This is a genomic window from Desertivirga xinjiangensis (genome assembly GCF_024436435.1).
In the GTDB taxonomy this organism is placed as follows: Bacteria; Bacteroidota; Bacteroidia; order Sphingobacteriales; family Sphingobacteriaceae; genus Desertivirga; species Desertivirga xinjiangensis.
Genome location: NZ_JAFMZP010000001.1, coordinates 1,007,310 through 1,019,154 on the forward strand (window position 1 = coordinate 1,007,310; position 11,845 = coordinate 1,019,154).

The following is an 11,845-nucleotide window of genomic DNA, read 5'->3' on the forward strand; positions in this document are numbered from 1 at the left end:
TCAAAGGATGGAGAATAACACTGATCTTCTAAGATTTATTAGTGCCCAGGAGCAGGATTATGCTATTGCGCTTTCTGAGATTAAAGCCGGCCGTAAACGCAGCCACTGGATGTGGTACATTTTTCCGCAAATGAAGGGATTGGGTTTTAGTCAGATGGCGCAACATTACGGTATTAAAGATTTGGCGGAAGCAACCGCTTACCTGGCTCATCCTGTATTGGGTGGTCGTCTGGTTGAAATAACTAAAGCCCTTCTGCAGCTTCCGGGAAATGATGCGACATACATCATGGGCAGCCCAGACGATATGAAACTGCGTTCGTCAATGACTCTTTTTGCTATGGTTCCGGGTGCGGATCCGGTATTTGAAGCAGTGCTTGAAAAGTTTTTTGAGGGTAAAAAGGATGATGCTACCCTGCGATTGATTGGATAGCAGGTAAGACTTCATGCTTGCCGGAATCGTAATAGTGATCATCTTTCGTTTCTGAAACGAAAAACTTTAAGCGCTATCGAAGAGTCTTGCATTCCTGTACTTAATAGAAGTAAAAGTGACAGAAAACGAAATCCTCACAGATTATAAGAACCGAATTAACCGGGTGTTCCAATACATTGATGATAATCTCGATTCTGATCTTTCATTAAATACGGTTTCAGAAATTGCCTGTTTCTCTCCTTTTCATTTTCACAGGATTTTCAAGACGATAACTCAGGAAACATTAAATGAGTATGTTACAAGGCGACGGGTGGAAAAATCAGCTGCTTACCTGATGCATAGAAACACGAGTGTAAGGGAAATTTCGCTGAAATATGGATTCAATGATATTTCATCTTTCACGCGGACCTTTAAAAGATTCTACAATGTCAGTCCGACGGAATTCAGGAAGCAGAACGCAAACAAGTTTAGCAAGATTAGCCAACTTGAAAGCAAGAATGGTCAAAAGCATTCTGAAACTGAAAAATACATTTGCATCATTAATAATCTTAAAGAATGGATAAAAATGAATGCAAAGATTGAGATCAAAAGAATGTCGAGGATGGAACTGGCTTATTCGTCAAGTATCGGACCTCAGAATTTGGGAGCCGCTTATGAACAGTTAATTCGATGGGCCAGACCTAAGGGGCTGATAAATGAACAGGCAAAAATGGTTACCATTTACCATGATAGTTTTAAAATAACCGAAGCTAAGAAGGTAAGGATGAGTGCCTGCATCACTTTGAATACAGAATCAAAGACTAGTTTAGATACGGGTTCTGGGATCGGCCTTACTTCTATTGAGGAAGGGAAAATTATTGTAGGCAGTTTTGAAATCGGACTTGAGGAGTTTGAAAGGTCATGGACAGGATTATTTATCTGGATGAACGAAAACGGATATAAAAAGGCCGACAGAAATCCTTTCGAGATCTATCATAACAATTTTAATGAACATCCCGAAAGGAAGTGTATTGTCGACTTTTGTATTCCTGTTGAATAGGAGATCACAGGGAGAACGCCTCTTGCTTACCGGAGACAGTTGGGAGAAACATCGGGAAAGGAAATGGAACGGTAACTTGGTGTTGTAGGCTTACAGCTAAAATCTATCTTAATTTATTAATTACAATTATTATCTTTGCAACAGCAAAAAGACCCAACCTCAAAACTCTGATCATGTAGGATTTAGTTTCTTTCAAAAATAACTGCTTGCCACCTGGTGCCCCAAGTCATTATTCATCTTAAGAAAGAAATTACATGCTTATTATTCAAAATCTTACATATATACATCCAAATAAAGATTTATTGTTTGAGAATATAAATCTCAACATTATTAAAAATCATAAGGTTGCCCTTATCGGAAATAACGGTGCCGGGAAATCTACGCTCCTGAAAATTCTGGCAGGGGAATTAAAGCCTTCGGCAGGTTCGGTTTATACTGCCGACGACCCATACTATATACCTCAAATCTTTGGTCAATTTAAAGATCTTACTATCGCCGAGGCTCTGCGGGTAGATGGAAAATTACGGGCGATGAATGAAATTCTCAATGGCGACGTCAATGAAGAGAATCTTGCCATTTTAAATGATGATTGGACGATTGAGGAACGCTGTTGGACAGCAATGTCTCAATGGAATCTTGAGGGTTTTGATTTGAGGCAAAAAATGGGTACTCTCAGTGGCGGGCAAAAAACAAAAGTATTCCTTGCTGGTATTTTGATTCACCGGCCTACTATAGTGTTACTGGACGAACCTAGTAATCACCTTGACTCCTGGGGCAGGAAATTGCTCTACGAATTTATCAGGTCAACTTCATCGACCCTGGTGGTGGTGAGTCATGACAGGAAGCTGTTGAACCTCCTTGATGAAGTTTATGAATTAAACAAAAAGGGAATAACTCGCTATGGCGGAAATTTTGATTTTTATCACGAGCAAAAACAGCTTGAAAGTAATGCCTTAAATCATGATCTGAAAGCTAAAGAAAAGGCTCTCAGGAAAGCTAAAGACATCGCCCGTGAAGCTTTAGAAAGGCAGCAGAAACTCGACGCCCGCGGGAAGAAAAAGCAGGAGAAAGCAGGCTTGCCGACCATAGTGATGAACACTTTGCGAAACAATGCCGAGAAAAGTACTGCTAAGATGAAGGGAATTCATTCCGAAAAGGTAGGTGCTATTTCACAGGATCTTAGCGAGCTTCGTAAGGACTTGCCGGAGACGGACAAAATGAAGTTTAACTTTGATAGATCTGCACTCCATACCGGTAAAGTATTAATTACAGCCACGGATGTCAATTTCGGTTATGGAAGTACGATGCTTTGGCCGGAACCTTTAACCTTCCGCATAAGCAGTGGAGAACGAATTGCATTGAAAGGGCTGAATGGCTCTGGCAAAACATCCCTGATTCAGCTCATACTTGGCAAAGCAGAGCCGCTGTCCGGTAAAATCCAAAGAGCGAATATCGAATCGGTGTATATCGACCAGGATTATTCTCTTATCGAAAATGAAGTAAAAGTTTATGAGCAGGCTCAGAAATACAATATTTTTGCATTGCAGGAACACGATGTAAAGACCCGCTTAAACCGCTTTTTATTTAATAATGAATATTGGGATAAGCCCTGCATCACCCTCAGCGGTGGTGAAAAAATGCGCTTAATGCTTTGCTGTCTTAATATACGTAATCAGGCCCCTGACCTCATTGTTCTAGATGAACCCACTAACAACCTGGATATTCAGAATATGGAAATATTAACAGCAGCAATTAATGATTACCAGGGAACGATTTTGGTTGTTTCGCATGATGAAGCTTTTTTGGAACAGGTGAATGTGGAAAGAGTAATTATGTTGTGATATTTATTATTTGATTCGTTGATTTATATTTGCTGCACTTTGAAATTTAATTTTTATGAAATTACGTTTGGCTTCCATCATTATGTTACTCTTTATTATGTTCGGGTGTAAAAAGGATAAGGATGACGCGACTGATTTCCTAACCTCTAAAACCTGGAAGATGGGAATAAGGGATAAAAATCCTTCTTCGCGTCCCCCGGGTCTTTTTACCTATCACAGCGTTCCAACCTGTATTCAGGACGATATTTATCATTTTAAAAAGGATGGAGTTTTAGAGATTACGAGAAATGGCGAAAAGTGTGATGAAGCAGAATTATCTAAAGTAGTCCTTAGTTATTCTTACAATAGAGAAAATGGAGAGCTGATCATTGATGGTGTCAAATACGTCATTTTTGAACACTCAGCACAGCAAATTAAATATTACGGTGTTTTGCCGCACGCCACAGGGTATGACTATAATGTCTATATGTTACAATAAACTTCAGGTGGTTTAAAAAACGAAAAGCCTTCAAACGGGGAGAGTGAAGGCTTTTACTAACCAATTATAAACCGTAACAAATATAGCTACTGTGATAAAATGTTAAAGAATTTTAACATTTATTAACATTTCAATCTTTCAATGGCTGGAAATTTATTGGGTAGTAAATTAAGCGCCCTTGTCTGACGGGCGGAGGTGCCAGGTATTGTACATACGTGTAGCTCAACTCGGATCACAGATCCTTTGATAATGCTTCGAAATTGCAAATTTCGAAGAGCCGGAAATTCGTGGGAGCTTAATACACGTTTAAATAATCAGTCTTTTTAAAGCCATCTTCAAACTATTTAAAATGGAATAGTGTTAGGCTTTAAATAAACATAACACTCATGAAAATAATTATAGCATTACTTTGTTCGCTCTCAATTTTACAGTTTCCGGCAATCGGTCAGATCACCGAAAGCGGATCTGAGTCGCCTTACAAAACCAGCCTGGCAGTTGACGGTCCTATAATAGCCGGAGCTGTGGGTTTGAATGTTCTGGGGCTTAAACTGATAAATGATAAAAAAGGATTAACCGTCGAAGAACTTGCAGCAAAAGATAAATCTGATGTGCCGGGTTTCGATCGTTTTAGCGCTGGTTATTATTCTGAATCAATAGATAAATTCAGTTATTACCCATTTTATGCCTCTTTTGCGATGCCGGTGGCCATGTTGTTCACTAAAAACGAACGCAGTCACGCAGGTCAAATACTGGCAATGTATGTAGAAACCATGGCTATCACCGGGGCTGCATTTACTTTAACAGCGGGAAGTATAAACCGGAGCAGGCCATACACCTACGGTACCAAGGCTCCTCTGGAAGAACGAATGAAAAAAGGCGCTCAGCGTTCCTTCTTTGCCGGACATACCGCTGCAACGGCTTCCGCTTCGTTCTTTGCAGCAAAAGTGTTTAGTGATTTTAACCCGGATTCTCGTGCAAAACCTTATGTATGGGCAGCAGCTGCGGCTTTGCCTGCGGTAGTAGGGTATTGTCGTCTAAAGGGCGGGAATCATTTTCTAAGTGATAACCTGCTTGGTTACGCTGTAGGAGCGGGGGCTGGGATACTTGTTCCGCATTTACATAAGAAAACAACCGGGAATAACTTAAGTATCGTGCCTGTTAAAACGCTGGAGTATGATGGATTACAGCTATCGTATAAGTTTTAAAGCAAAGACTTGTTTATCATTAGGCGCACGCGGCACGTGGCCGTTGCGAAACTAACAGTACTGTCCTTAGTCTGTAGCCTGGGCTGAAAAGCATTGGGGACTAAGGATTAGCAATAAAAGAGAGTCTCTGACTCGTTAGGCGTTTTGTATGGCGCTTTAGCGAGTCGGAAACTCTTTTTTATTCGTGGATCCTGAGAGCGCTGCGCTAACTCTCAGGACAGAGGGTTTTGTGCTTAGAAAAGTTTGTTACAATGTTGATGTATTCGACACAGGATTGCTCTCAACTTGCATAAACTGGATGAGTTCGCCGTTTAACGTTTCTTTCTCGGTAAAGAATAAACCGTGAGGTGCACCTTCATAAACAATGTACTCGGCATCATGTATTAACAGTGCGGCCTGATCGCTGGTGGCTTTTATTGGAACAGTTTCGTCGCTATCGCCATGGATGATCAGCGCAGGCACATTGATGTGGCGCATTTCGCGGGTAAAATCGGTTTCAGCGAATGAATGTGCACAATCCAGAGTTGCCTTGGCTGACGCCTGCATTGCTATTGAGAAGTCCCAATCGAGCACTCCCTGGCTTACCGGGCGACTTAAAAGGCTTACACCATAAAACTGTTTAATAAAAGTTTGAAGAAAACCAGCACGATCTTCCTGCAGGCTTTCGGTGATCTCTGTTATTTTTTCCTGGGGAACACCATCGGGGTTCTCTTCAGTTTGTAAGAAATATGGTGTTACTGAACTTATCAAAACCACTTTAGAAACCCTGTTACCCTGGTGGCGGCTAAAGTATCGAACAATTTCTCCTCCACCCATGGAGAAACCGATCAGGGTGACATTGTGCAGATCAAGCTGGTCTAATACTGCTTTCAGGTCGTCGGCAAGTGTATTATAGTCGTAACCTTCCCAGGGCTTGTCCGACTTGCCAAAGCCTCTGCGGTCGTAGGTGATGCACCTGAATCCAAAGTTGGGTAACACACTTACCTGGTATTCCCACATCTGGTGGTCTAAAGGCCAGCCATGGATAAAAACTACGGGTGCGCCCGTACCCTGATCCTGATAATAAAGATTCACCGTAGATCCGTCGGGGTTTTGCGATTTAATGAAATTCATAGTATGTAAGTTGAAGTTATGAGTTAAAACTTTTGAGTGTAACCAGCTGAAAACTTAATACAAGATAACTTTCAGAGGAAGAGAATGTTTCAGGATCGATTTGCCGGATTTGGATTAGTAAGATTGAATTAACTTAGATTTAAGACGATTCTTTTGACTGGATTTTTTAAATTTGCGGTCCAATCAGGCGTTCGCCCTATATCTACCTGTGCTCTCTGCCTTTTGAAGGCGGGAGCATTTTTATCTTTTCAAGAGCATCTTTTTAAGTCGGTGGATCATGCCGATCCTGAATCAAGTTCAGGATTCGGCAACTCTTGGACTATAAAGGACATGCTTAAGCAAGAGGTCCTGAAACAAGTTCAGGATGACGAAGGAAAGACATCCCCCAACTTTTCCGCTTGATCCTGGATCTGAAATCTTAAAAAACAAATCCCCATTCAAAAAAAAGAATTTATAAGTTTGCAGTATGAAACACCTGGTAGCGCCATCAGTTTTGGCAGCAGATTTTGGAAACCTTCAGCGGGATATTGAGATGGTGAACACTAGCGAGGCTGATTGGTTTCATGTAGATATAATGGATGGTGTATTTGTTCCAAATATTTCCTTCGGTTTTCCTGTTTTAGAGGCATTGTCAAAGCATGCAAAAAAGCCTTTAGATGTGCATTTAATGATCGTTGATCCCGACCGTTATTTAAGTCAGTTTAAAAAGGCCGGGGCAGCAACCATAACGGTCCATTATGAAGCCTGTACGCATTTACATCGTACTGTTCAGGCGATAAAAGACCTGGGCTGTATTGCAGGGGTTGCCTTAAATCCCCATACTCCGGTAAGTGTTTTGGATGATATCATTGAGGATATTGATATGGTTTTGATCATGTCGGTTAATCCGGGGTTTGGCGGGCAGAAATTTATTCAAAATACTTACCGCAAGATCCGCACTTTAAAAGCAATGGCGTCGGGTAGGAACGAAAACCTTTTAATTGAAATTGACGGGGGAGTAAATAGTGAAAACGCGCCCTTGTTACTAAAGGCGGGAGCCAATGTCCTGGTAGCCGGAAACTTTGTATTCAGTGCTGCAGAACCACAAAAGATCATTTCCGGTCTGAAGGCAGTTCCTCATAACCTGATGCAAGTTTAATTTAATGAGGAGCCTGTTTGTTGTAATCCTTTTTCTAGCGTTTAGTAATGCTTTTGCTCAAAGATCATTACATATTTCAGGCGAGGTGAGATCAGAGCAAGGGGAAGCTCTGGAAAACGTAAACATCAGCATTAGGGGAACTTCAGTTAAAACCTTAAGCAAAATAGACGGATCTTATTCCCTGACCTCCCCAAAAAAGGTTTTCACACTATTGTTCAGCTTAACAGGCTTTATTTCAGAAACGGTTGTAGTTGATGGGATGGGGCTTTCTGAGGTTAAAAAAGATGTGTCTTTAAAGAAAGACGTCCGTCAGTTGAACCAGGTGGAAGTAAATTCCAGGAAGCGCTCTGCTGGAAATCTAACTACTATTGATGCGGGGCTTATAGCAAACAATCCTGCGGCATCCGGTAATTTCGAATCCTTGCTGAAAACCCTGCCGGGCGTATCAGCAAATAATGAATTAAGTGCCCAGTATTCCGTGAGGGGAGGAAACTTTGATGAAAATCTGGTCTATATAAACGACCTGGAGATCTTCAGGCCGATGCTTGTCAGAAACGGTCAGCAGGAAGGTCTAAGTTTTATCAATCCCGAACTGGTAAGCCAGGCGAACTTTTCCGCGGGCGGCTTTGAAGCTAAGTATGGCGAAAAGCTTTCTTCAGTGCTCGACGTGAAGTATAATCGTCCCGATAGCCAGCAGCTGATATTGTCTGGCGGTTTGCTCGGACTCTCAGCTACCGCAAAGCTACCTACCAAAAATGGCTTCACTTTATTTGGCTTAAGAACCAAGACCAATCAGAGTATATTAAAGACGCAACCGGTAGCAGGAAGTTATCAGCCGAAATTTTACGATGTGCAGCTGTATCATTCGTCCCGGTTAAATGAGAAATGGGAAGTCTCGATTTTTGGAGATTATAATTTAAACCGTTTCACTCTTATTCCTCAAAGCCGTGAAACGGTCTTTGGTACAGTCAACGAACAATATCGCTTGTCGGTTGATTACGAAGGTTCAGAGAAAGACCGTTATGAAGCCTTTGCCGGAGCATTAAGTCTTGCCTATAAACCCAATGCACAGTTCGGCTTGAAATGGATAAACTCAGCCTTCGTCATCCGGGAAGAAGAAACGTTCGACATTGAAGGACAATACGTTTTTGATGGTGTGGAGACAGACGAAAGTACCTCCGATTTTGGACAGATCCGCGCGGGAAGGGGCTTTGGTGTCGATTTCGATCATGGCAGGAACTTCTTAAAGTCGAAGGTCTATGCTTCAGAGCTTAAGGGTTATTTGCAAAAAGGATCTTCCTATTGGGAGGCAGGCGCCCGTTTCCAGCTCGACCGGATAAACGATGAGTTGAATGAATACGCGTACACGGATTCAGCCGGATATATTCTTCCTTATGTTCCCGGTCCTATAGTATTGCGCGATGTGGCTTTTGCCGACAATAGTGTGCTCACTCGTCGTATCTCGGGTTTCGTACAGAATACTTTTTCCTTAACGGAAAAACTAACCTTAACTGCTGGCTTACGCGCTAATTACAACTCTTTTACAGACGAGTTATTGTTAAGTCCCAGGATCAACACTGCCTATCAGCCGGAAAATCAAAACCTGAGATTTCGTTTTTCGGCGGGATCTTATAATCAGCCCCCTTTCTACAGAGAGATGAGAGATTTTCAGGGGAATATATACAGTGGCAGCAAGGCCCAGCAATCATGGCATTTCCTGGCTGGATCAGACTACAGGTTTAAGAAATGGGGTAATTCCATGAAATTTACATCCGAGATCTATTATAAGAAGTTGGATAATCTGGTTCCTTACAAGATTGAAAACCTGCGCATCCGGTATTTTGCCGGACAGCAGGCAAAAGGTTATGCAACAGGTGCCGATCTTAGCGTCAGTGGCGAGTTTGTGGAAGGCCTGGAATCTTCATTCAGGTTATCGCTTATGAAAACCGCCGAAGATATTGAGGGAGATTTTTATTCCCGTAAGGAAGCCGACGGAAGCACTACCCGTATAGAGCCAGGGTATCTGAAACGGCCCACTGATCAGCGAATTAACTTTTCCGCCTTTTTCCAGGATAAGCTTTTTAACAGTCCGACATATAAGGTGCATTTATCAATCTTGTACGGATCTGCATTACCTGCAGGACCTCCGCAAACAGAACGCTATGCTGATGAATTCAAGATTCCGGCTTACAGACGCGTGGATATTGGCTTCTCAAAGAATTTCCTGGAGGGAAGCAGTGGCCGGTACCTGGGGTTCATGAACAGATATCTGAACTCGCTGATGCTTTATGCTGAAGTGTTTAACTTGCTTAATATCAACAATACAGTATCCTATCTCTGGATTAAGGATGTAAACAATAAGCAGTTTGCTATTCCCAACCACTTAACATCCCGGCAACTGAATTTTAAGATTATTGCTAAAATTAAAAATAAGTAAATAAAAAGCTATAAATCTGTAAATAAAAAGATATAATTCTTTTAAATTTGGGGCCTCAACAAAACGTACTAACAATGAAATTTAATTTCGGCGCAGGCCCTTGTATTCTACCTCAGGAAGTATTTAAACAGGCTTCTCAAGCTGTTCTAAATTTTAATGATACCGGTTTATCAATTTTGGAAATATCGCACAGAGCTCCTGAATTTGAAGCCGTGGTAGAAGAAGCCACCCGCCTTGTAAAAGAGTTATTGAATGTTCCTGATGGGTATTCAATACTATTTCTTCAGGGAGGTGCAAGTTTACAATTCTCAATGGTTCCGATGAACCTGTTACCAGAGGGGCAAACTGCTGCCTACCTTGATTCAGGCGCATGGTCGAGCAAAGCTTTGAAAGAAGCTAAATTGTTTGGTAATGTTAATGTAGTAGCAACATCTAAAGAATCAAATTATACTTTCATTCCAAAAGATTATGAAATCCCTGCCGATGCGGCATATTTTCATATAACTACTAACAACACTATTTTTGGTACCGAACTGCATACAATCCCTTCTTCTCCGGTTCCATTGGTTAGCGATATGTCTTCCGACATTTTAAGCCGTCCGATCAACGTGGCAGACTTTGGATTGATCTACGCTGGTGCTCAGAAAAATATGGGTCCTGCAGGTGTAACCTTGGTGATCGTTAAGGATGAGTTGTTTGGAAAGTCTGGCAGGAAATTAGGATCAATGCTTGATTATAAGATCCATGCAGATAACAAATCACTTTACAACACTCCCCCGGTGTTCGCCATCTATACTTCCTTGTTGAACCTTAGATGGTTGAAATCTAAAGGTGGTGTAGAGCAGATCGAAAAAGAGAACATCGCTAAGGCTTCAGCTCTTTACGCAGAGATCGACAGGAATCCTTTATTTAAAGGAACTTGTGCTGTGGAAGACCGCTCAAGAATGAACGTTTGTTTCGTGATGCAGAATCCTGAGCTGGAAAAACCATTCCTGAAATTCGCGGAAGAACGCGGTATGGTAGGCATCAAAGGACACCGCAGTGTTGGTGGCTTCCGAGCTTCAATTTATAATGCATTGCCGATCACAGCTATTCATGCCCTGATTGAAACGATGCAGGAGTTTGCAGAAAAAACAGCTAAACAAAGCAGCTAATTTGTACTTAAATTCAATTATATAATGATAAGAATTCTAGCCAATGATGGTATTGATGCAGTAGGAAAGCAATTGCTTGAAGCTGCCGGCTTTACCGTTGATACACAAAATATACCACAGGATCAGCTACCTGAAGCACTTAAAAACTATGATGCGATCACCGTTCGTAGTGCTACCAAAGTTCGTAAAGATCTGATCGACGCTGTTCCAAACCTTAAGCTTATTGGCCGTGGTGGTGTTGGAATGGATAATATTGATGTGGAGTATGCAAAAAGCAAAGGTCTTGCGGTAGTTAATACTCCGGCAGCTTCATCTCCTTCGGTAGGAGAGCTGGTTTTTGCTCATTTATTCACTGGTATCCGGTTCTTACACGATTCTAACCGTAAGATGCCTGTTGAAGGCGGTACTAAGTTCAACGACCTTAAAAAAGCTTATGCTAAAGGTATTGAGCTAAAAGGTAAAAAGATCGGTATCATCGGCTTTGGCCGTATAGGTCGCGAAACTGCTAAGATCGCCCTGGGTTTAGGTATGGAAGTTCTTGCATTCGATCTGTATGATGTTCCTGCAGAACTGGAGCTTAACTTAACAGGTGGGATCAATGTTAAGGTTCCTGTAACTAAGGCTAGCTTAGAGCAGGTTCTTACAGAATCTGATTTCATCAGCTTACATATTCCTTTCACCGAAAAACCTGTTTTAGGTGCAGAAGAGTTTGCTAAAGTTAAAAAAGGCGTAGGTATCGTTAACTGCTCTCGTGGTGGTACTATCGATGAGCCTGCTTTAATTGAAGCTTTAAACTCTGGACAAGTTGCTTTCGCTGGTCTGGATGTTTTTGATAATGAGCCAACTCCTCTTCAGGATATCCTGACTCATCCAAAGATCTCTTTAACACCGCACATTGGCGCTGCTACTAATGAAGCCCAGGAACGTATTGGTGTTGAACTTGCAAACCTGATCATTGATTTCTTTAAGAAATAAAAGAAGAAGTAGAGGTTAATATAAAAAGCCAATGA

At 41.6% G+C, this 11,845-nt stretch carries 10 protein-coding genes; 9 read left to right on the forward strand and 1 reads right to left on the reverse strand.

All coding sequences use genetic code 11. The features are described from left to right. Positions 1–7: 7 nt before the first annotated feature. The 5 genes from J3P37_RS04145 to J3P37_RS04165 all read left to right on the forward strand — a co-directional run bounded on the left by J3P37_RS04145 (position 8) and on the right by J3P37_RS04165 (position 4,993). Positions 8–430 carry a DUF1810 domain-containing protein gene (locus J3P37_RS04145; protein WP_256009739.1) on the forward strand — a complete coding sequence of 141 codons (423 nt, stop codon included), beginning with the start codon at positions 8–10 and terminating at the stop codon, positions 428–430. Between the two features lie 115 nt (positions 431–545). Further along, positions 546–1,469: an AraC family transcriptional regulator gene (locus J3P37_RS04150; protein WP_256009740.1), complete on the forward strand. Its 924-nt coding sequence runs from the start codon at positions 546–548 to the stop codon at positions 1,467–1,469. A gap of 254 nt (positions 1,470–1,723) precedes the next feature. After that, positions 1,724–3,310, forward strand: coding sequence for a ribosomal protection-like ABC-F family protein (abc-f, locus tag J3P37_RS04155; protein ID WP_256009741.1), 1,587 nt, complete (start codon positions 1,724–1,726; stop codon positions 3,308–3,310). A gap of 55 nt (positions 3,311–3,365) precedes the next feature. Next, complete coding sequence (locus tag J3P37_RS04160; protein WP_256009742.1) at positions 3,366–3,788, forward strand: hypothetical protein; 423 nt, start codon at positions 3,366–3,368, stop codon at positions 3,786–3,788. A gap of 386 nt (positions 3,789–4,174) precedes the next feature. Continuing rightward, positions 4,175–4,993 carry a phosphatase PAP2 family protein gene (locus J3P37_RS04165; RefSeq protein ID WP_256009743.1) on the forward strand — a complete coding sequence of 273 codons (819 nt, stop codon included), beginning with the start codon at positions 4,175–4,177 and terminating at the stop codon, positions 4,991–4,993. Positions 4,994–5,239: 246 nt separating this feature from the next. Here J3P37_RS04165 and J3P37_RS04170 read toward each other — a convergent pair whose 3' ends face one another. Then, entirely contained in the window at positions 5,240–6,106 is an 867-nt protein-coding gene (locus tag J3P37_RS04170) for an alpha/beta fold hydrolase (protein ID WP_256009744.1), read from the reverse strand. 466 nt (positions 6,107–6,572) lie between these two features. On the opposite strand from J3P37_RS04170, the gene rpe reads away from it, so the two are divergent. From rpe to J3P37_RS04190, 4 genes are all read left to right on the forward strand, one after another. Further along, positions 6,573–7,244, forward strand: a complete 672-nt coding sequence (rpe, locus tag J3P37_RS04175; protein WP_256009745.1) for a ribulose-phosphate 3-epimerase — start codon at positions 6,573–6,575, stop codon at positions 7,242–7,244. Positions 7,245–7,248: 4 nt separating this feature from the next. Continuing rightward, positions 7,249–9,681: a TonB-dependent receptor gene (locus tag J3P37_RS04180; RefSeq protein WP_256009746.1), complete on the forward strand. Its 2,433-nt coding sequence runs from the start codon at positions 7,249–7,251 to the stop codon at positions 9,679–9,681. 74 nt (positions 9,682–9,755) lie between these two features. Continuing rightward, the gene (gene serC / locus J3P37_RS04185) at positions 9,756–10,835 is read left to right on the forward strand and encodes a 3-phosphoserine/phosphohydroxythreonine transaminase (protein WP_256009747.1); all 1,080 of its coding nucleotides are present in this window, start codon (positions 9,756–9,758) and stop codon (positions 10,833–10,835) included. Positions 10,836–10,859: 24 nt separating this feature from the next. Then, on the forward strand, positions 10,860–11,810 hold the full coding sequence (locus J3P37_RS04190) for a D-2-hydroxyacid dehydrogenase (protein WP_256009748.1): 951 nt from the start codon (positions 10,860–10,862) through the stop codon (positions 11,808–11,810). Positions 11,811–11,845 lie beyond the last annotated feature (35 nt).

Bases quoted from the DNA above. Each gene is read 5' to 3' on its own strand.
- abc-f (WP_256009741.1), top strand. From the start codon at position 1,724: ATGCTTATTATTCAAAATCTTACATATATACATCCAAATAAAGATTTA.
- J3P37_RS04145 (WP_256009739.1), top strand. From the start codon at position 8: ATGGAGAATAACACTGATCTTCTAAGATTTATTAGTGCCCAGGAGCAG.
- rpe (WP_256009745.1), top strand. From the start codon at position 6,573: ATGAAACACCTGGTAGCGCCATCAGTTTTGGCAGCAGATTTTGGAAAC.
- J3P37_RS04170 (WP_256009744.1), bottom strand. From the start codon at position 6,106: ATGAATTTCATTAAATCGCAAAACCCCGACGGATCTACGGTGAATCTT.
- serC (WP_256009747.1), top strand. From the start codon at position 9,756: ATGAAATTTAATTTCGGCGCAGGCCCTTGTATTCTACCTCAGGAAGTA.
- J3P37_RS04180 (WP_256009746.1), top strand. From the start codon at position 7,249: ATGAGGAGCCTGTTTGTTGTAATCCTTTTTCTAGCGTTTAGTAATGCT.
- J3P37_RS04160 (WP_256009742.1), top strand. From the start codon at position 3,366: ATGAAATTACGTTTGGCTTCCATCATTATGTTACTCTTTATTATGTTC.
- J3P37_RS04165 (WP_256009743.1), top strand. From the start codon at position 4,175: ATGAAAATAATTATAGCATTACTTTGTTCGCTCTCAATTTTACAGTTT.
- J3P37_RS04190 (WP_256009748.1), top strand. From the start codon at position 10,860: ATGATAAGAATTCTAGCCAATGATGGTATTGATGCAGTAGGAAAGCAA.